General features: G+C 26.7%; 19 protein-coding genes. 12 read left to right on the top strand and 7 right to left on the bottom strand.

Translation table 11 applies throughout. The features are described 5' to 3' along the window. Positions 1-18: 18 nt before the first annotated feature. Genes BRSU_RS00895 through BRSU_RS00870 form a run of 6 tightly spaced genes read left to right on the top strand, consistent with a single transcriptional unit; the run spans position 19 to position 3,918 of the window. Positions 19-804 (top strand): hypothetical protein, encoded by a 786-nt coding sequence (locus BRSU_RS00895; protein ID WP_245158020.1) that lies wholly within the window; start codon positions 19-21, stop codon positions 802-804. 12 nt (positions 805-816) lie between these two features. Continuing rightward, positions 817-1,527 (top strand): hypothetical protein, encoded by a 711-nt coding sequence (locus tag BRSU_RS00890; protein ID WP_048593370.1) that lies wholly within the window; start codon positions 817-819, stop codon positions 1,525-1,527. 30 nt (positions 1,528-1,557) lie between these two features. After that, on the top strand, positions 1,558-2,223 hold the full coding sequence (locus tag BRSU_RS00885; RefSeq protein WP_048593369.1) for a hypothetical protein: 666 nt from the start codon (positions 1,558-1,560) through the stop codon (positions 2,221-2,223). 5 nt (positions 2,224-2,228) lie between these two features. Further along, the gene (locus BRSU_RS00880) at positions 2,229-2,501 is read left to right on the top strand and encodes a hypothetical protein (protein WP_048593368.1); all 273 of its coding nucleotides are present in this window, start codon (positions 2,229-2,231) and stop codon (positions 2,499-2,501) included. A gap of 12 nt (positions 2,502-2,513) precedes the next feature. After that, positions 2,514-3,155, top strand: coding sequence for an outer membrane beta-barrel protein (locus BRSU_RS00875; RefSeq protein ID WP_048593367.1), 642 nt, complete (start codon positions 2,514-2,516; stop codon positions 3,153-3,155). Between the two features lie 22 nt (positions 3,156-3,177). Then, complete coding sequence (locus BRSU_RS00870; protein WP_048593366.1) at positions 3,178-3,918, top strand: OmpA family protein; 741 nt, start codon at positions 3,178-3,180, stop codon at positions 3,916-3,918. 157 nt (positions 3,919-4,075) lie between these two features. On the opposite strand, the gene BRSU_RS00865 is transcribed toward BRSU_RS00870, so the two are convergent. Continuing rightward, positions 4,076-5,584: a BspA family leucine-rich repeat surface protein gene (locus tag BRSU_RS00865; protein ID WP_083997850.1), complete on the bottom strand. Its 1,509-nt coding sequence runs from the start codon at positions 5,582-5,584 to the stop codon at positions 4,076-4,078. Positions 5,585-6,850: 1,266 nt separating this feature from the next. Here BRSU_RS00865 and BRSU_RS00860 point away from each other — a divergent pair. After that, the gene (locus tag BRSU_RS00860; protein WP_048593364.1) at positions 6,851-7,738 is read left to right on the top strand and encodes a restriction endonuclease; all 888 of its coding nucleotides are present in this window, start codon (positions 6,851-6,853) and stop codon (positions 7,736-7,738) included. Between the two features lie 250 nt (positions 7,739-7,988). Here BRSU_RS00860 and BRSU_RS00855 read toward each other — a convergent pair whose 3' ends face one another. The 4 genes from BRSU_RS00855 to BRSU_RS14655 form a co-directional block, all read right to left on the bottom strand. Next, the gene (locus BRSU_RS00855; RefSeq protein WP_048593363.1) at positions 7,989-8,669 is read right to left on the bottom strand and encodes an SAM-dependent methyltransferase; all 681 of its coding nucleotides are present in this window, start codon (positions 8,667-8,669) and stop codon (positions 7,989-7,991) included. Positions 8,670-8,679: 10 nt separating this feature from the next. Next, the gene (locus BRSU_RS00850) at positions 8,680-9,711 is read right to left on the bottom strand and encodes an N-acetylmuramoyl-L-alanine amidase (protein WP_048593362.1); all 1,032 of its coding nucleotides are present in this window, start codon (positions 9,709-9,711) and stop codon (positions 8,680-8,682) included. After that, positions 9,704-11,026 (bottom strand): CHAT domain-containing protein, encoded by a 1,323-nt coding sequence (locus BRSU_RS00845; RefSeq protein ID WP_048593361.1) that lies wholly within the window; start codon positions 11,024-11,026, stop codon positions 9,704-9,706. Before BRSU_RS00845 ends, BRSU_RS00850 begins: the two co-directional genes overlap by 8 nt. Before the next feature lie 107 nt (positions 11,027-11,133). Next, a complete protein-coding gene (locus BRSU_RS14655) occupies positions 11,134-11,745 on the bottom strand; it encodes a hypothetical protein (protein WP_048593360.1) in 612 nt (203 codons plus the stop codon). 206 nt (positions 11,746-11,951) lie between these two features. Here BRSU_RS14655 and rseP point away from each other — a divergent pair, with 206 nt between their 5' ends. Further along, on the top strand, positions 11,952-13,316 hold the full coding sequence (gene rseP, locus BRSU_RS00835; RefSeq protein ID WP_048593359.1) for an RIP metalloprotease RseP: 1,365 nt from the start codon (positions 11,952-11,954) through the stop codon (positions 13,314-13,316). A gap of 87 nt (positions 13,317-13,403) precedes the next feature. On the opposite strand, the gene BRSU_RS00830 is transcribed toward rseP, so the two are convergent. Further along, complete coding sequence (locus tag BRSU_RS00830) at positions 13,404-15,356, bottom strand: tetratricopeptide repeat protein (RefSeq protein WP_048593358.1); 1,953 nt, start codon at positions 15,354-15,356, stop codon at positions 13,404-13,406. 177 nt (positions 15,357-15,533) lie between these two features. Here BRSU_RS00830 and BRSU_RS00825 point away from each other — a divergent pair, with 177 nt between their 5' ends. From BRSU_RS00825 to BRSU_RS00810, 4 genes are all read left to right on the top strand, one after another. Next, the gene (locus tag BRSU_RS00825; RefSeq protein ID WP_048593357.1) at positions 15,534-17,945 is read left to right on the top strand and encodes a TIGR03960 family B12-binding radical SAM protein; all 2,412 of its coding nucleotides are present in this window, start codon (positions 15,534-15,536) and stop codon (positions 17,943-17,945) included. Between the two features lie 258 nt (positions 17,946-18,203). Continuing rightward, a complete protein-coding gene (locus tag BRSU_RS00820; RefSeq protein WP_048593356.1) occupies positions 18,204-18,620 on the top strand; it encodes a secondary thiamine-phosphate synthase enzyme YjbQ in 417 nt (138 codons plus the stop codon). An 8-nt stretch (positions 18,621-18,628) separates the two neighbouring features. Further along, positions 18,629-19,585, top strand: a complete 957-nt coding sequence (locus BRSU_RS00815) for a S66 peptidase family protein (RefSeq protein ID WP_048593355.1) — start codon at positions 18,629-18,631, stop codon at positions 19,583-19,585. 44 nt (positions 19,586-19,629) lie between these two features. Continuing rightward, positions 19,630-20,400, top strand: coding sequence for an HAD-IIB family hydrolase (locus BRSU_RS00810; protein ID WP_048593354.1), 771 nt, complete (start codon positions 19,630-19,632; stop codon positions 20,398-20,400). Between the two features lie 204 nt (positions 20,401-20,604). Here the strand turns inward: BRSU_RS00810 and BRSU_RS00805 are convergent, their stop codons facing one another. Further along, complete coding sequence (locus BRSU_RS00805; RefSeq protein ID WP_048593353.1) at positions 20,605-22,320, bottom strand: amidohydrolase; 1,716 nt, start codon at positions 22,318-22,320, stop codon at positions 20,605-20,607. Between the last annotated feature and the right edge of the window lies 1 nt (position 22,321).

Here is a 22,321-nt window from a genome sequence, read left to right as displayed (position 1 = left end):
TGGATTAAGGGAAGACAAATGATAAGCGTTAACTTAAATCCGGGCGGTGCTGTTTTTTATCCATTACTATTTAATACAATTGTGAATAATGCAGCAAATTTAAGCGGATTAATTGGAATGGATTTAGGGGATATAAATAAATATTTTGATTATGCTGATGCCAAAGGTTCTGCTTGGTATATACCTGCTATTTCATATTCATTATTTGTTCATAATCAAATAGCTTTGGAAACAGGAATAGGGCTTTATTCAAGTACTTATAATTTGACTATAACAAAAGAAAATGCTGGAAAATTGTTGGAAGCATTAGGACAAGGAAATTATGCTGGAGTTGTTGGTAAAGATACAACTTTCAATGCATCATTTATATTTATGCCGGTTACTTTCGGAGTAAAATTTTACGGACCTAAAAGACAGTTCTATAATGCATTTCGTTTTGGAATAGATGCATTCTTTTATACTGTATCTACAGAAAATGGACTTACAGGTATAAAAACAGAACATAAAGTTCATGATGCTGCTTTATATATTTCTTATGAGTTGGGTTGGAATATAGAATTATTCCCTACTAAGGAATGGAGAGTAAAACCAACTATAGATATAGCAATTCTTGAGGTAGGATATTATGTAAGACCTTGGACTGGAAATGTATATAATACTGTAACAGGAGGCGTTACTTCTTTGACTGCTGGTTTCTCCGCATTCAATATACCTGCTTGGAACAGTTTCCCAGATTGGGCAAAATATCTTGCAAATATAAGATTTGCATTATTTCCTAGAATTGGATTTAGTTTAAGATTTTAATGGGTTTGAATTATGAATATAAAGAAAATTATAATTTTTATATCTGTACTAATTTTTACATCAGCAAATATAGTTAATGCTCAAAATTATTTAAAGCATTCTTTAGGGATAGATTTTGGTACTACATTATTTTCTATGGGTACTATGCCGCTTATCACAGAATTAATATTTAAAACACAAGAAGGAGCAAGCGGTAAATTTTATGATGGTAAATTTGGAATAAGACTAACATATAATTATACTTATCTCCCTAAACAGTCAATAGATGCTACATTAGGTTTTTATGCTTTTGATACTCATTATGGTGATTATTCAGAGCCTGTAAGGGATGGTGCAGGTAATATTATAAATTCAGGTACTATAAGTAAATTTTATAATGGAAGCACAATAGCTATACCTGCTTCTATAGGTGTAAGATTTTACTTCAACAAAAGCGATACTCCTAACGGTTTTTTCCTTCTTCCTAAAGTTGGTATGACAACATTTATAGTTAATGGTAAAGAGTTAAGAAATGACGGAAGTACAAGATATAAATCTACTACTGTTTATGACTTTTATATATCAGGAGAAATGGGATTTAGAATAGATTTATTTTCTCAAATGGGTAATGATTGGGAAGTTCGTCCTTTTATAGATATATCTCTACTTGATATAGGTTATTCTTTCACACCAGGTATAAGATTCATACCTCTTCCTAGATTAGCCATAGGTATATCTTTTTAATAATTGATAATGTTTTGTAAGGTTTTTAGTATGAAAAAAATTTTATTAGTATCAATAATAACTTGCTTTATGAGTTCATCTCTGTTTCCAATAATAGATGCATTTTATATAGCACCTAAAATTGTATATAATTTCAATGATTCTGGCTTCAAAAATCAGAAAAGTCAGAGCATAATGAATAATTATCTAGGAGCTGGATTTTCTACAGGATTTGACTTCTATAGATACCAAAGAAACATACCTTTGAGATTAGAATTAGAGTATACTTTCAAAGATGGTATGACTGGAAACTATCATACAGCAAACATAGTTAAACAATCCCAACATTCTATATTAGCAGCCGCTTATTACAGCATGCATATATATCACATTAAAAAAAGTGAATTGAGAACTGTTACAGCTGAGGAAATATATAGCAGAACTCCTTTAATGTCTTTATATTTAGGGCTTTTAATGGGTACTAAAATAAATGCAAACACTTATGATAGATGGTTTGAAGAAAATGGAAGAGTTAAAGCTACTGTAACAGTACCTAGTCCTACATTTGCAATTGGAGGTGCTGTGGGAGTTGACATATATGTTACTAGTTTCCTTAATTTGGATTTTGGATACAGAATATTATATGGTTTAGATAATGTTTTATCACATGAATTTGCTATAGCAGCAAGATTCCCAATACCGGATCTTAGGAAATGATAATTATGAAAAAAATAGCTTTATTATTATTACTATCAATTGCACTTGCTTCATGTCGAACAGGAACTATGATTATAATGCCTGTACAAAATGTTCAGATGCCTGCATATCCTCCTCAAACTCATTCAGGAGAGAAAGGCAGATATAATTTTAATAGTTATTCTAATTTAAATAACAGTTATTTAGGTATGAATAATTATTTAAATAATAGTTTATTCAATAATGGTATTTTTAATACTAATAATTTATTTAGAAAAAATTTTGTTTATTTAAAATAAAAGGGTTGTTATATGAAACGATTAGTGATTGTATTATTATTTTTTATTGTTGCCTTTTCAAATAAAAATCTCTCAGCAGCAATTTTCTCAGGTGTTTATATAGCCCCTAAAATTAATTTCAAACATGAGGCTCTTAATAAAACCAATAAATTGGAATTAGGAAAGCTTCCTTTTCTTGAAAAAAATAATTATATAGGCGGCGGTTTTGCTGTAGGATATGATTTATTCAGAAAAACTAGATTGGTGCCTTTAAGAATTGATATTGAATATATGTTCCAAGGCGTAATTGATAAACAAGAAACTTGGATGCAAAGTATTATGGCAAGCATATATTATGATATAAATATATTTTTTGTAAAAAACAATGAATTAGATACTCTTAGTACAAGAGCTCTTTATAATAGAGTTCCTAATATGAGTATATATTTTGGGCTATCTTTTGGAAACAGATTATATCAAATGTATCATAACTATACCGATACTATAGGAAAAGCTCTTATTACTAGAAGTTCTTTTGCATTTGGAATTAATGCAGGTTTAGCGTATAATATACTTGATTGGTTTGCTGTAGATTTGGGATACAGATACCTATTAGGGTTTGGTTTCCATGATGCTCATGAGGTACTTCTAGGAGCTAGGTTTACCATAAGATAATATTATATTTAAGAAGGTTATTATGATAAACAAAATTTTAACTTTAATCTTTATATCAATTTTGGTAATTTCATGTTCTACTAATGATAAACATGTTGTAGTATTAGCTTTCAGCAAGCAGCTTCATGCCGTGCTTTATAATGATAATAGTCAGGCTACAAAAACAGCCTCAAAAACATATACGCAGGAAGATGATATTACAACTGTAGCAGATTCTATAATAGAAAAAGAAGAATATACAAATACTCAGGCACAAATAATTGAAGAAGTAAAAGAGGAAACAAAAAAAGAAGAACTTACAAATAATGATGCATTAGAAGAAGAAAAACCTCAAATTATAAAACAAACTGAAGTTATACAGCAAGATGATAATGAAATTCTTATTACTGCTAATATAATATCTTTTGATTTTGATTCTTATGAATTGAAAAATGAATATGATGAAGGTATAAATGAAATTTGTCAGTATTTAAACAATAATCAAGATATTAATCTAATAATTGAAGGACATAGCGACAGCATCGGAGATTTTAATTACAATATACTTTTATCTGAAAACAGAGCTAAAGCAATATTTGATAGATTAATATATAAAGGTATAGATAAGGAAAGACTTAGATATATAGGATATGGTTCTACTCATTCTTCTGAATATAGCGATAAAGATAGAAAGTGCCAGTTTGTAATAATAAATGACTCAAATGAAGAGAACGAATACAAAGAAGAAAATGAAACTGATATAATTAAATTAAAACAAGAATAAAATTAAAAATTTATTTTTGTACTTTCAAAAATGCTCCTAACATAAAATTTATATTTGAAATATATAAAGTTTCTATACAGGCAAAATCTATTCTTTTACTATTTTTTAATAAATACTTCGTTTTATACCAAATTAATTATTCTTTTTATTTTATGTTTCATATTTTTTTGTTTTTAGATTTTTGTTTATATTCTTTTATAATATTTTCTTTTTGATCAATCAACTCTTTTAATTCATCGTAACATGTATTTTCAAGCTTTTTAATAAAATCTTTTATACCAGCATTATTATATTTTATAACTTCTATATACACTTCTTTTAAATCGCAATTTTCAAACATCTTTAAAAGTTGTTTCCTATGATTTCCTCTGGCAAGAAAATAAATATTGAGTATTGATTTAACATTTTTTAAAGAAACTGCATTCTCAAAAATATCATCAATAACACAAGTTTTATTAATTTTCCACTCACCTATTGATTTATTAAAACTTTCACATCCGGAAAAAATACTTTTCATATTTTTAACATTAGAAACATTCCAAGTATTTAAATCTTGATTAAATTTCTTACAATTAAAAAACATACGGTTCATATAAAAAACATTAGATATATCCCAATTATTTAAAGGCTGATTAAAGCTATACGCATTCTCAAACATACCAAGCATATTTTCTGTTTTACTTACATTCCAATTATTAATATCTTGATTAAAATTTTCCGCTTCAAAAAACATACATTTCATATTTACTACATTTGAAGTATCCCATTTGTATAATGGCTTATTGAAACTTTTACATTTGCAAAACATATTACTCATATCTTTTACATTACTTGTATTCCAATTATTTATATCAGAATTAAATCTATATGCCTCTTCAAACATAGAACGCATATTTTCAACTTTAGAAGTGTCCCAATTATTTAAAGGCTGATTAAAATTTTCAGCACATTTAAACATGCTGTTCATATCCGTAACATTAGAAACATTCCAATCATTCAAACTCTGATTAAAATTCTTACATCTCTCAAACATGCTATACATTTTAGTAACATTAACTACATTCCAATTACTAATAGATTGATCAAAATTTTCTGCCTCAAAAAACATGCAGCTCATATTCTCAGCATTAGATACATTCCAACTATTTAAATCCTGATTAAATTTTTTGCATCCGCTAAACATTCCGTACATATTTTTAACATTACTTACATTCCAATTATTCAAAGGCTGATTGAAAGATGATGCCCCATAAAACATAAAGCTCATATTTTCAACATTAGATGTGTTCCAGCTATTTAAATTTTGATTAAACTTTTTGCAATCAAAAAATATACTGTTCATATCTTTAACTCTATAAACATCCCAATCACCTATATACTGATTAAATTCTTCAGCACCGAAAAACATACAAGCCATATTCTCAACCTTAGATACATTCCATTTTGATATATCGCTATTGAATGTTCTGCAATTAAAAAACATATCATGCATATCTATAACATTAGAAGTGTCCCAATTTTCTATACCATCAAATTTGTTTCTTGTTGATTCTTTGAATAATACACTCATATCAGTAATTAAACTTGTATCAATATCAAACAAGTAAACATTATTATCTTCTACTAATTCTTTTAATTCTTCTTTTGTCTGAGGATTGTATTTCATTATTATGTTTCCTTAATGTTTTTTATGATTCTACATTCTTTTATATATTTTTCAATTTCAAAACTATATTATTTTACATAAATAATTTTTATCTCAATTTTTCTCGGTTGCTGCCTACACCGCAGGTGGACTTCGTCAGCATGCAAAGCGAAAGCACTTATTAGTTTTTATAAAATTTATATTAAACTTGTTTCAAAACTAAATTAATAGATATTCCACTATTTAATTTTTTTATGTTTTAAATTTATAGTTAGGGCTTTGCCCACCACGCTGTGTGCTTTGCAAAACTCCAGTTCTTTTATTGATATAAGGCGAAGCCCGCCTTCAGCGAGAACCAAAAGAACTGCATTTTTATATATACTGAAAATTTTTAAGTTTGTCATTTTTTTATTCAACTTTTCCCGCCGCAAAAAGTTGCAAAAAAGCAAGTATAAAATTAGTACTAAATCATACTAAAATTGTCTTACATGTAAAATAATTTATTACATTTAAGTTCAAATATAGCCTTTCGCCGAAGGCGGGCTGTGGCTGCTTCTTTGTGGCAACAAAAGAAGTGAGGGTTTGGGGGCTAGTCCCCACAAACAATAAAATTAAAAAAACTAAAATTGACAAAATGTAGTTGTTTAGGTATATACTAAAACAATTCATTATACAATATGTTAAACATTATTTTATAACTAAAATTTTGTTAAAAATTATACAACTAATTTTGCCAAGTACTTTTGAAACAAGTCTATTTTAATTATATATAAAAATATTTTAATTTTTTTTATTATTATAACATTTGTCTTTTTGCAACTTTGGCGAATCCAAAAAGTTGATACAATTTTTTAATTTATCTAAAAATATAATAATTTTACTTTTTTGTTTTATTTTGAATCCCCACCCTTTTAAATTTATAGTTTTAATTTCAATTAAAAAATTTTATTTATATAAAAAGCTTAAATTAGAAAAAGCATGCCCACCCAAACTTTAATTAAATTTTAAAATTTCTCAACGCACGGTAAATGCATCTTGATAATAAATTTAATTTGAATTAATAATCAATTTTATATTTTTAGTATCACTTAACGTGCGGTGAAAACATAACAAATTTAAATAAAACTTGGGGGGGTAAAATTTATAATGAGGCAATAAAGAAAATAAAAGTGCAATTATTTATTTAAACAATATAGAATAAAGGGAGGGATTTCAGAATAAAATAAAAAACATTGTAAAAAATAGATTATTAAAGTATGATTTATATATAGCTTAGGAGTTTTATAAATGGCACTTTTGAAATACAGAGATTATGACAAGTATGTACTAAAATATTTATATGATATAAAAGAAGCTGTACATAAAAATAAAATATATGAAAAAATAAAAGAATATACAAAACCTTCTGAAGAAGATTTAAAACTAGTAAAAGAAAATAAATATTCTAAATTTAGTGATAGAGTTGATTGGTCATTAACTTATCTTAAAAAAGCTCAATTAATAGAAAACATAGAAAGAGGAGTATATCAAATAACTGACTTCGGTAAAAAATTCTATGAGGAAAATCCTAACTTTGATTTCAAAACATTAAAAGAAAAAACTCCATATTTAGAAAACAGCAAAAATAATTCAGATGATGATGACATAGAGGAAATAGAAGATGAAAATAGAAATGAAATAGAAAAGAGCATTGAAGAATATTATGAGAGTGTAGAGAAAGATATACTTGATCGTTTGCAGTCTATGGGTGATAACAATGTTGATAAAGGTACTAAATTTGAAAATATATGTTTAGAGCTGCTTGAGAAAATGGGTTATGGTAAAAAGTATAGAACAGGTGGAAGCGGAGACAGAGGAATTGACGGCACTCTTACTATGGATAAATTCGGTTTTGATATGGTAGGAATACAATGCAAATGCTATAAAGAAAATAATAAAGTTAATGATACCGAAATAACTAAATTTGCACATGGGCTTAAAAATGTTAATGGCATAAACAGAGGAATTTTTATAACAACTTCAGATTACACTCCGCAGGCTAAAAAAGTTGTAGAGGAATTAAAAGATATAAAAATAATTCTGATTAACGGATACAGGCTTGCTAAATATATGCGTGAATATGAAGTGGGTGTGAAAGTACTTGAAACAAGAAATATTTATGATGTTATAATATAGTATTAAATAATAATATAATCTAAAATTTTTTGCTTTATTTACATACCCCGCCCTTTAGGTTTATTAACCTATTAAGACTTTAAAATTTTATTTATATCAAAAGCTTTAATTAGAAAAAGGAATACCCGCCCAAGCGTTAATTAAATTTAAAAATTTTCTAAACGCACGGTGAATGCATCTTGATAAGAAATTTAGTTTGAATTGATAATCAATTTTATATTTTTAGCATCACTCAGCGTGCGATTAAAAATTATAATGAGCTTATAACAATTACAAATTCTCTTTTTTTGCTTTCCTGATATTTAGCCAATATATCTGATACTCTATCTATAATGATTTCTTCGCTTTCAGTTGTAATATCCAAACATAAAGCTATTTCTTTATCTTTTGAATATACTTTTTTGATGGCATTAAGTACTTTTCCTAATCTATAAGGAGTATCTAATATAATAACAGGAACATTTAATCTTTTTAAATATGATAATTTTTTTTCGCGTTCTCTGTCATCACGCGGCAAAAGCCCAGCATAATAAAATTCTTTGAAGTTAAAAGGCAGGCACATAATAGCTGCCGTAACACTGCTTACACCTGCTATAGGACGAACCTTTATATTATGAGCATAACAATATTCAAGTAATAATCTTCCAGGATCCTCTAATATTGGAGTGCCGCAATCACTTATAAGAGTAACAGTTTGGCAGTTTATAATCTTTGTAATTATTTCATCAATATCTTTGGATTTTTTTGTATGTTCGCTAAACTCTATCAAGCATTCTTTATCTTTACTTATATTAAGTGCTTTAAAAAGTGTAGTAGCCTCTCTAAAACTTTCAACTAAGACAATATCGCTTTCAATTAAAACCTCTTTTAATCTTTCAGTATTATCTTTATAATTACCTATATCTCTTGCAGCAATGTAAACAGTAAGCATATATAAAATCCTATTTCCTTAATGAAGTATTTGTATTGTAGCTCCAATTTGTGCTTATTATATTATTGCTTATAAATATATTAGTAAAGAATGTATTAGTAAGGAAGTTATTAGCTTTAGAACGCTCTTCCATTTCATTAATCTTTTTTACTTTAAGATTTAAAGCCCTAATAACAGCATAAGTTTCATTATCAATATTTCCATCTATTTTTTCAGGTCTGAAATGACATTGAAAAGCATAAAGCACCTTTCTTGAATCAAAATCCCACACATTATTTGTAGGCATGCTTGTATATCCGTATTTTATAAACTCTTCTTTTATATCCATTACCTTTGCTTTTCTATATTCATTGTCATTTAAAAAATTGCTGTAATCATATTCATCATACCACATGCCTAAATGATATTCATCATAAAGTCTTTTCCATGGGAATTTAGGTCCTGGATCTTTTTTTCTATAAGGAGCTATATCCGAATGCCCTAATATATTATAAGGTTTTATACCATACTTTTCTATTAACTCTTTAAGCAAATATGCTACCTTCTCTATTTGACTGTCCTCAAATTCTATATATTCATCATAAGGAATAAAAAATAACTCCTCTCTTTGTTTTTTTGTCATTCTTCTTAAATCTTCATAAGTATTTGTAACTTTTTGTAAAAATCCTAAATTTACTATTTCTATACCAATAGAAGTATCATTCATACTATGTCTATTATCAAACATAGTAATACCTGCATGCCAAGCTCTGTCATTATCATCAACAAGTTTATATATAGGTTCATCTTCTCTTGTAGTAATAAGATAATGAGCAGATACTCCTGGATCAGTTAATACTTTAAAAGATAAATCATCATTTAAAGCAGTATAATGAAGTATAATATATTTTATTCTCAAATTATATGCAGGAGATTTAAAAGCACTTGAAACTTTAGGAGCTATTTTCCTAGTTCTTATAGGGGTTATATTCTCATCATTATTGCATGATGTAATTACTAATATTATTATTAATAAATAAATAAATCTAATCAATTTAAACATATACAGGAACTCCATTAAATCTATATCGTATAAACCCTTTATAAAACTCTTTAACTTCAACATAAGCAAAATAATATGCCTGTGCAGTATTGATTCTGGCATGCTTATGAAGCAAATTACTATAAAAACTATAAATAAAATCTAAATACATACCATCAGCCAAAGAACCAATACCAGAAATAACAGTACTTACCCCTGAAGAAAGAAGTGATTTTGTAAGTTTATTATCAGCTTCTTCCATATTGCATGCATTAATAAAAATAAGCGAAGGCGGGTTTTGTAATGCTGTTACTGAATTTAGTATATAATCCTCGCTCAATTTTATTCCGTCTTTATATCCATGAGTTATAATATGTACTATATCATAACTTTCTAATATTTTAACAAACTCAAAATAATTATGCTCTTTTTTATATAAATCTATTTCTATATTTTTTATGTTATTCTGTAATGATAAAATATAATCAATCTCTTGTTTATCGTATACAATATCATCATTTGGTATTGAAATAACGGCCATTTTTAATTTTTTATTATCAGTTTTTTTATTGGGCAAAACATTAGATGCATTGCTATATGAAAAAATTATATTTTCGGATAAAAATTTTCCATCAAAAGAAAGTATATCCCAAGGAATAGTATATGTATTATCATCAAGATGAAGATAAACTATTCTAAATCCGTCAAGCAAATGTTCTCTGAAATCTTTTTCCGGAATAAGCATATTCATTAAATAGCTTCCAAGCTCTATATATCTATCTATATTATTATTTTCACTATTCGAGTATTTTGATAAACGAATATATTCTTTATATATACTCTCATAAGCCTTATTATCAAAATGCTTTTCATACTCTGCTACATAAAGTGAAGGATATGTCTCTATAGCTTGGTATTTAAAAATATTATTATCTATAGAACAAGAAAAAAATGTTTGCGATATATTATCATTCAAAAGTATTAATCTATCTTTTAATTTTAAAAATGTTTTTGAATCTACTTCGTATATTGAAAAATCTGAATATTTTTCTTCCAATTTATAATATATTCCTCTTCTTCTTTTATAGTTATCACTTATATTTATATTAGTATAATTATCATCTATTTGTTTTCTATTATTAAAATCTACTTCATAATACCCATATAATTTATTCTTGTCATTATCATATAGAAATATATTTATTAAACTATCATGTTTTTTTGTATTTTTTAAAATCTTTTTTACAGAGGAGTTTTTTAAAGTAATATATTCCATATTATGAGATAAAAAGTAATCTCTATTTTGTGTTGCAATATATGATTTATATTCTATCATCAAAATATTATTTAAGTAAATTTATATTAATTAGTTTAAGTTATTATATAGTAGTTTCTACATATAATCAAATTAAAAATATTGCAAAATTTACACAAATTTTATAACTATTTACTTTCAAAACCGTCAAATGTACAAATATATGAATCAGAATCAGGATATAAAACTATTGATATTAAAGCCGTATTATTATTTTTAGATTCATCAAAATCTTTTAAAGGTATGGTACAAGAGAAATCATTTCTAAAAAATCCCTTTCCAGAATTTAAAATCCAAATATATCCATTATATGTTATTTCATTACTTTTATCATCATATACTACTGATAATTTAGAATCTCCTATATAGAAAGGAATACTCATACTATTTCCTATTTTATCATCACAAAAGTAAAAAATAGTAATAAATCCAGGATCACCCCATTTACCTGTATAAGAAAAAGTTTTTTTATTTTGATAATTTTCTATACTTACTTCCTTTGGATAAATATGTTCATTTCCATATTTAAATTTATTCAAAGAAGATTTACCTGATACTTTAAATTTAAAGTACATAGTTTTTGTAGTACCGCTATTATTATTGCCGTTATTATTTCCTGAATTTCCATTATTATTAGATGAATTTGAACTGCTATCATTATTTGGATTTAATACTTGATAACTACAGCCTGACAGAAAGAGACAAAAAATTGATAAAATTAATATAATTATTCTTTTCATATTTAAAATTTAACAAATTTAATATATTTTGTCAATATTTTTCTTATATTTAAAAGATATAAATGTAAATGTATTGTAAATTCTAAAATTATGATATATTATATTTATAATTTTTGTAAAACTTATTGAAATAAATTTGTATTGAATATATACTTATTAGTAATTATTCTTAATAAGAATAACAAAACAATTTTAGGAGGCTTAATTTGAGTTGGATAGGTGCTATTATACTATTAAGCGTACTTGTATTTGTTCATGAAATGGGACACTTACTTGCTGGCTTAGCAGTTGGAATAAAGGCTGAAGCTTTTTCTATTGGTTTTGGCCCTATACTTTTTAAAAAGGAAATTAAAGGAATAGATTTCAGATTTTCTGCAATACCTTTTGGAGGATACTGTAAATTTAAAGGTGAAATTGCTGAAGATGGTAAAGTAGAAGAAGGAGATTTTTTGAATATGTCTCCTTTAAGAAGAATAATAGTTTATTTTGCCGGTCCTTTCTTTAATTATCTATTTGCTTTTATACTTTTAGCTGTATTGGTTTCTATGCCATCAAAGATAGATTTATATTCGCCTACTGTATCGGTATTCAAAGACGGAAGATATATGCATTCAAAATCAGGCATAACATTAGCTTATGAATACGGCATACAAAGCGGAGATACTATAACAGCTATAAACGGTATAAAAGTAGAATCTGATAATGATATATTAAAAACAATAAATGATGAGGCAATACAGAAAGCTGCTGAAAATATAACTTTCACATTAAACAGAAACGGTGAAACTTTAGATATAGTAATACCTTCTGTTGAAATGTTAAAGGCTTTAAGCGGAGAAAGAGCATTAGGATTATATTTTGGAAATGACCTTATAATAAAAAATGTAATTGCTGATTCTGCTGCTTCTGAAGCAGGACTTATGGCTGGAGATAAAATAATATCTATTAACGGAATGAATGCTAATAATATAGCAGATTTCAGACCTATAGTAATGGATAATGCTTCTCAAAAAATAAATATAACAATTCTTAGAAATGGTGAAGAGATTACAAGAGAGGCTATACCAAGACCTGTAACTTCAAAAGCACTTGGAACTTATGGAAGTTTAGGAGTAGAGTTTGACAGCACTCCTATGAGAGTTGAAAAAGTTGCCGGAACACCTTTCCCAAAATCTATACCAGAGGCTTTTAAAGAAACAGGAAATTATATAGTATCATATATCAATGGACTTAAACTTCTTTTCACTGGAAAATTATCAGTACGTGAAAATTTAGGCGGCCCTGTTAGAATAATACAGATTTCATCACAGGTTATTTCTGTTGATGTAGAATACAGACTTAGAACTATACTTTCATTTACTGCTACTATAAGTTTGATACTTTTCTTAATGAATCTTCTTCCTTTACCTGTAGTGGATGGAGGAATGATAGTATTTTCATTTATAGAACTTATAATGAGAAGACCTATAGACAGAAAAGTTTTAACTAAGATACAGGCTGTAGGTGCTGCTTTCTTAATAACTTTGGCTATATTCATAACTATAAATGATATAACACAATTATTCAGATAAAACATTTATAAAAAATAATAAAAATATAAGAGGTTTGCTTTTTTAGTAAGCCTCTTTTTTTATTTATAAACTATTTTATATATTCAATTATCTTAGCGGTGCTTTTGAAAAAGTTACAGGGATACTATGCAATTCTTTATTTTGTTTACTTGATAACAATTTTCTAATATATTCTATCATGGATTCTACATTTTCAACTTTAGAGCCCACAATAATTTCTTTTATATAATTCGATTTATCATCAAATAATTTAAGATAATCAACATATAATTTTTTTATCTTTGTATCTATTTTTATATATTGTGATTCAATATCGTATACGACTAACATTCTTAGTTCTTTTTCCTCAAAAAATGCTTCATGTTTAATAATATATTTTATATTTTCAAATAAATAACTAAATATATAATTTTTAACATTATCATCATTTACATTGAGATTTATAAAATCTACTGTTTCAAAAATATTTTTAAAAACTTTTTTTATAATATTTACTATATTGGCATATTTATAATTGCTATTATCTATGGTATCAATTTCTTTTAAATCTATAACAACATTTGTATATTTAGAATTTGTAGGATTAAAAACTAATATATTTTCTTTTTCATTATAGTATAAAATCCAATATAAATTTCTCTTTAAATAATTTTGATTAAAAATATCCATAGGAATTAATTTTGACATTATTTTATTATCATTGAAATAATCTTTCTTTATAATTAATGATGCTCCTGTAAATTCTTTATCATTTTCTTTTCCATATAATCTGAACATAGTTAAAGAATCTGTATTTCTTGAAAAAGATTTTTGAAATGTTATTAAATTATCTATGTTTTCTATTTTTATTATCCTATTATTTATTTGTAAAATTTTTTCTAATATTTTTCCTTCCTTTGAATCATTTGCCGTTGTTATATTTGTTATTCTAATGCTATTTGCATTTACTCTGTCAGTTGTATTCTCGTTCAATAATAGCATTAATTTATTTAATGTTAAATAATAGTTTACATTAACTTTATCATTATAATGATTTCCTAAAAAACTATTATTAAAAGAAAGAATAGTAAGTAAATAATATTGATAGAGTAAATTAGTTTTTATATATTTTATTATGTTATCATTTTTTTTAATTGCATCATTATCATATAAAATAGAAAATATTTTATCATTTTTCCATATATTATCACAAGATATCAATTTATTAAAAATAGCATCTATATTTTCTAAACAATAATCAAAATCCATAATTATATTTAGAATATTAAGTATCCCAAAATTTTCATCCAAACTAGCCATTTTATCAAAGTCTAATATTGCATATTCATAATTCTTAATTTCAAGTCTTAATATTGCTCTATAATAATAAGCTCTAAAATCATGGCTATTTATTGATATTCCAATATTAAAATCTTCTATAGCTTCATTATATTCTAATAAAGCAGCTTTTGTAATTCCTCTATTAAAATAGGCTGAATAATGTTTATCATTCCGTTTTATTGATTCATTTAAATAATGTAAAGATTCTTTAAAATACCCTAAATAATATAAATAAAGCCCAATATTATTATATATATCAATTTTTAATTTATGATCTACTTTATCTACAATTTTTTTAAGTATATCAATACTTTCTTGATATTCTTTTAATTGAGATAAAGATAAAGTCTTATTATATATTGTATTATAATCATTTCTATTTAATTCTATAGCTTTATCATAATCTTTAACAGCTTCTTTATATTTTGCCAAATAATGATTGTCTAATCCTCTTATATGATATACTTTATTCATATTAGAATATGAATTTAATTTTATTAATTCATCGCAATATTTTACAGATTTATTATAACATTCTATAGCTTGATTATGATCAGATTGAGCTCTTCCTAAATAATAATATGCTAAAGCTAAATCAAATAATTTACTATTGTCTGATTGATGTTTCAAACTAGATTCTATTAATTCTTTACATCTTTTAATAACTTTATCAAGCTCTTTTTTAGCCAATAAGTTTTCCATTTCAGTACTAAAATCCATTATATACTCCATTTAATAGATTATTTATTATAGATTATAATAATTTTGATATCAATTAAAACAATATATATATTTTAATCATAAAAATAAAAAATTAATATATTTATAATATAATTTGTATTATACTAAACTTTACTATATAATAATTCAAAATAATAATCGGGATTATAAAAAATAATGAGTGAAAATTTAAAAAACGAAATACTAGCACTTGTTAAAAGTGAAGATATAATAAAGCCTACTAGATATTTAGGCGGTGAAATAAATGCTATAATAAAACCTGATATGCCTTTTAAATTCGTTATGTGCTTTGCAGATATGTATGAAATAGCAATTAGTAATTTAGGGCTTTCTATACTTTATGAGGTTATTAACTCTATAGAATACGCTTCATGTGAAAGAGTTTATGCCGTTGCTGAAGACTTTGAAAAACTTTTAAGAGAAAAAAATATACCGCTTTATACTTTAGAAACTTTCAGCAGAGTAAAAGACGCCGATGTTTTAGGATTTACTTTGCAGTATGAGCTTATATATACAAATATACTACAAGTACTCGAATTAAGCCAAATACCTATACATAGAGATGAAAGAGGAGATGATGTACCTATAATAGCAGCAGGAGGCCCAAGCGTATTTAATCCATTCCCTTTGGCTGATTTTATTGATGTATTTTTATTCGGTGAGTTTGATTTTGAGATGAAAAACTTTGTTGATATAATTTATAATCTCAAAAAAAACGGTGCAAAAAGAGATGATATATTAAAAGAGCTTTCAAAACTTGAATACGCTTATGTTCCAAAATATCCAAGGAAACATGTAAAAAGAATATTCGTTGAAAATATTAATGAAATGCCTTATGTAAAGAAGCCTTTAGTTCCTCTTGTTGAAGGCATTCAAAACAGAATATCCGTTGAAATAGCTAGAGGCTGTACTCATAGCTGTAGATTCTGTTTAGCTGGTATTACTTATCGCCCAGTAAGAAACCGTACTATAGAAAAAATAGTTGATATAGCAATGGAGTCACTTGAGGCAACTGGAGCTAATACTTTAAATTTATTCTCTCTTTCTGCTGATGACTATCCTCATATCGGGGAATTAATAGAATATTTACAGACATTAGGAGAACATAAAGGATTTTCTCTTTCTCTGCCTTCATTAAGAATAGACTCATTTGATAAGGACACTGCAGACAGAATAGCACAATTTAGAAAAACAGGATTAACATTTGCATTAGAAGTAGGAAGCCATGAATTAAGAGAAAAAATCAATAAGGAAATGGACGAAGATGCCATATACAATATACTTGCAGATGTTCAAAAAATGGGCTGGAAAATAGTAAAAATTTATTTTATGATAGGATTCACTGATAATCCAGATAAAGAAGCAGATGAAATAATAGAAGCCCTTGAAAAAATGATAAAGGTATCAAAGAATAAAGTAAAAATAAATGCGGCTATTAATGTATTTATTCCAAAGCCTCACACGCCTTTAGAAAATAATAATCAGCTTACAGATGAAGAAGCAATTACTTATATAGGAAAGGTACGCGATTATTTTAGAGGTACTAAAGTAGCTATAAAATATCACCCTCCTAGAATGGCAGAAATTGAAGGCATAATATCAAGAGGCGATGAAAAAATCGGAGATATTATTTACAAAGCGTATAAGAAAGGTGCAAAATTTGATGCTTGGGTAGAATATTTTAAATATGATGTTTGGAAAGAAGTAGTAGAAGAAAGCGGATACACTATAAAAGAATTATTAAGTAAAAAAATAAATACGCCTTGGAAATGCATTGATACTCTTGTAAGTCAGACATTTTTTGATAAAGAATATGAAAGATTTCAAAACGGCAAATTTACAGATTACTGCTTTACTGGAAATTGTCAGAACTGCGGTATAGATTATAAAAAATACTGTCATAAATACAAAAAAGAAGTTTTAAATACAAACTTTACTCAAATGGTTGAAGAATTAAAAACTTTAAAGAAAAGAGATATATTTGCTGTAAATTATAAAGTATTAATGAAATTCAAAAAAGAAGGCATATCATCACTTTTGGGAATGCATGATTTATCAAGAGTTATGATTTGTGCTTTAAAAATAGCAGGGGCAAGCATAGCTTTAAGCAAAGGCTTTCACCCATTAGAAAAAGTTGTATTTACTCCCCCTACTCCATTTGCATGCGAGAGTGAAGCAGAGTATATGGAAATAAGTTTAACTGATATCATAGACATAGACTTATTAAAAAACAAAATAAACAATTTACTTTCTCATATAGGCATTGAAATAATTAGTGCAGTATCTACTCCTTTAAATGCTAAAAATATTCAATCTCTTCCAAAGAACACCATTTACAAAATAGAAACTAATAATGATGAAGAAGCATTAAAAATATTATCAAACAAGGAAGATTTAAGAATAAGCGAAGAGAGAAAAGGAGATTATTTAGCTATAAAGAAAGGCAATGATTTACTCATAACACTTTTAGAAAGCAATGAAAAAGCTATAAGAGTACGCGACATAAAAAGCTATCTTTCAAAGAATAATATAAACATAAAAAATATTAGAAAGTTGGAATTAGTATAATTATTGTTTTTATTGGGTTATTAATTTTTTATTAATATTTCACTGTATAATAAAAAGTACGATTCACATACCTTCCTTTGTTAAGGTACTTACTTCGGTCGCATATAATTTACATTTGATAAAAATAAGTAATGCCGGTACGACTAGTACAAAATAATATAATTTAATTATAAAAAATATTAATATAACTGTATGTTACAACTTGTCATGCTTGAAATTTTATTATATCATGATAATAAAATTTTTTAGGAGAATAAAATGAAATCTTATAGAAAAGTTTTGGAAATAAATTACCCTAAAAGGAGAGGTTATATAAATATCACTCCTGAAGTTCAAAAATGCTTAAATGAAAGCGGCATTAAAGAAGGACTTGTTTTATGCAATGCTATGAATATAACAGCAAGCGTATTTATTAATGATGATGAAAGCGGACTCCATCAGGATTTTGAAGTATGGCTTGAAAAATTGGCTCCTGAAAAACCTCATAGTCAATACAATCATAACGGCTATGAAGATAATGCTGATGCTCATATGAAAAGACAATTAATGGGAAGAGAAGTTGTTGTGGCTGTTACAGAGGGAAAACTTGATTTCGGAACTTGGGAGCAGATTTTCTACGGAGAATATGACGGAAAAAGAGTAAAAAGAGTATTGATAAAAATTATAGGAGAATAATTAATTTTATGATAAAGCCAAAAAGATTAGAAAAAGGAAATACCATAGGAATAATAACCCCTTCAAGTGCATGCCCAAAAGATAAACTTGATGAAGGAATAGCATATTTAGAAAATAGAGGATACAAAGTCAAATTGTCAAAACATGTACTTGATAATCATAATGGATACGGCGGAACAGATGAAGCAAGGGCGGAAGATTTAAATAACTTCTTTGAAGATGATGAAGTTGATGCTATTATATGCTCAAGAGGCGGTTACGGAGCTGTTAGGATACTTGATAAATTAGATTATGATATTATAAAAAATAACCCTAAAATATTTGCAGGATACAGCGATATAACTTCTTTTCATTTGGCTTTTTATGAAAAAACAGGGCTTATAACATTTCATGCACCTATGGTAAGTATAGATATGGTAAAAGGAAAATCATTCGATGAGGCTTCATTAAATAATATGTTCGATGTTTTAGAAAGCAGGGAAAAAATCATTTATAAAAATCCAGACTGCTCAGAATTTGAAAGCATATCTTATGGAGATAATGGAAAAGCAGAAGGCATACTTATAGGAGGAAATTTCATTGTAATGATGTCTAGTTTCGGTACAGAATATTTTCCAAAATTAAATAAAGATTATATTCTATATATAGAAGAAATAGATGAAAAACCTTATAAAATTGACAGAGTTATATCTACTATATTTAATTCAAAAGAAATAGGCAGATCGATAAAAGGAATTGTAGTAGGAGATTTTGAAAACTGCGATTTAGTTGAAGGCGAAAAAGAAACAGGTTTTAGAACTGCTAAAGAAACTATAATAGAAAGATTAAGCAATTTAAATATACCTGTACTCACAAATGTAAAATGCGGACATGGAAAAACTAAACTTACTATGGCACATGGTACTATGGTAAAGATTGATGCAAAAAATAAAAGTTTTGAAACATTAGAAAATGTATTGATTTAAAAAAATTAAACAATAAAAATTAAATATAAATTAAGAGAGTTATTATGAAATTGTTTTTTAGCGATTATGATATGACTATATATATTCATGAAAAAATTGATGATAGTGTTTTTGATGCTGTAAAGAAATGGAGAAAAGCTGGAAATATATTTACTATAGCAACAGGAAGAAATAAATTTTCTATATTTGAGCATATTGACAGACATGGTTTAGAATTTGATTATCTAATAGCAAATAACGGAGCTTTGGTATTTAATAATAAAAGAGAAATAATATTTAAAGATACTATTGATGATGAAGTATCGTATAAAGTTATAAGATTTCTGCATGAAAAGTTCGGAGGTACAGTAGAAATAGCAAATGATAATTATGTGATGTCTATAAAATCAAAAGAAGGTAATGATTATCTTCCTTTCAAAGTAGATAAAAAAATCAATATAGATGAAATCGAAACTGTAAAAAATATCATACAAATAAATAAAATGACTCCTAATGCTGAAAGTACAGAAATTGTTGCAAATACAATTAATGAAAAGTTCAAAGAAGAAGTAACAGCTTATGCTAATATTAGAACAGTTGATATAGTAAAGAATACTGTTAATAAAGCAAACGGAGTGGATTTTGTGCATAGGTTTATTGAAAAGAATAATAAAAATAATATAGATAAAATACTAGTTGCAGGCGACTCTAATAATGATATAGAAATGATAAAAAGATATGATGGTTATGCCCAGATTAATGCAAATGAAAAAATAAAATCTATAACAAATAAATATTTTAATTTTATTTCTGATATTATTTATAAAGAACTATAACTATTGCTTTAAATACTATATTAGGGTATAATCAAACAAAGCATATAAAGGAGTATTTATGTGAGGAATATTTTGTATAATCGGTCTGATTATAGCAGGTATAGTAAGTTTATTCGATAAATTAAGAGGAAAAAAAGAATAACCCCGAATTATTTTAATAAATAAAAAGGGGCTTTTTTATTCTTTAATTAAATGAAAAATCAATTATGCTGCCTGATAAACTAATTTTCCATCAGAGTAAGTTTTTAATACTTTAGTTTTAGTAATATCTGTAGGAACTATATCAAGTATATTTTGATCCAATATTATAAAATCAGCTTTCTTTCCTACTTTTATAGAACCTAAACTATCTTCAGCAAAATTCTGATAAGCTCCGTTAATTGTAGCACAGTCCATCATCTGTTCAACACTTACAATTTGATCTGCTCCAAGTAAAGAAGCAGGCTCTCCATCCAAATTCATTCTTGTAGAAGCAAACTGTATTGCATCCAAAGGTTTTGGAGATATTGTTACAGGATAATCGCTTGCAACTGATACTACACATCCAGCATCAAATAAGTCTTTCATAGGATATTCTTTATTAGCTCTTTCTTCTCCTAAATAAGGTACTTCCAATTCATAGAAATATCCTTTTTCTTTGAAAAACCAATAAGGATTTGTAACAGCAACTATATTTAATTCTCCCATTCTTTTTATATCATCTTTATTAACTAACTGTAAATGAGTTATAGCATGTCTTTTATTAGTTTCGCCTGTAGTATTTTTTAAATACTCAAATGCATCTATAACTTGTCTTGCAGCTGCATCTCCTATAGAATGTACATGTATTTGTAAACCTAGTTTTTGAGCATTAAGATATACATCATTTAAAGAATCTTGTTCCCAAAGTTTATAGCCTTTAAATCCGCTATCTGAAGCATAATCATCAAGCAAATAAGCTGTTTTACCTTCTACTACACCATCGGCAAATATTTTCAAAGTTGTCATTTTGAATTTATTTCCGTTTACATCTTTTCTAAGCTGAGATATTTTATCAAATTTTTCTTTAGGGTTATCTGTATTGTATAAACTGTAACCAACAAAGAAATTTAATTTTAATTCATTATTCTTATCAAGTTCATTTAAAGCTGTAAAAAAATTATCAGAAGGTCCAACTGTATTAATACCAGGTTCAAAAACAGATGTTATTCCATATGATAATACTTCATCTTGATATGTAAGTATTGCATTTTTATATTCATCTACTCCAAAATCTGGAATTTTTTGAGTAATTAAATCTGCTGCTTTTTCTCTGAAGGTTCCTGTAGGTTCTTTAGTTACAGAATCTCTTTCTATAACTCCGCCTTCAACATCAGGAGTTTCAGCATTAACCCCTGCTATTTCCATTGCTTTTGAATTAACCCATACAGCATGACCATCTTCAGAAGTCATAACTATAGGTATTTCTGTTGTTATACTATCAAGCACATCTTTTGTAGGGCCGGTTACAGGAGCATATCCATTATTCCAGCCTCTTCCTCTTAATACAGTTACATTTTTATTTTTTTCATAGAAATCCCTGATATTATTAGCATAATCATCTACGGATTTACCTGAATATAACTGCACTTGATATAATTTTAAAAGACCGCCTTTAGCTGTGTGAGCATGGGCTTCAAAAAAACCAGGCATTGCCATACCGCTTTCTAAATTAATAACTTCGGTATTATCACCTATAAACGCTTTTACCCCTTCTTCGTCCCCAACGTATTGGTATACTCCATCTTTTACTGCAACAGCAGATACTATTTTTTTATCCGCCTCAGATGTATATATTGTTCCAGTTATCACTGTGTCGGCATAATTATTCGATTTACTGCAACCGGTAACAATAAAAGAGAAAATTAGTAAAATGATTGGTAATAATGTTTTTTTGTTCACT

It is taken from the genome of Brachyspira suanatina, from assembly GCF_001049755.1.
Lineage (GTDB): Bacteria > Spirochaetota > Brachyspiria > Brachyspirales > Brachyspiraceae > Brachyspira > Brachyspira suanatina.
The sequence above is the reverse complement of the archived record's forward strand: the minus strand, read 5'-3'. Positions and strand labels throughout refer to the sequence as shown.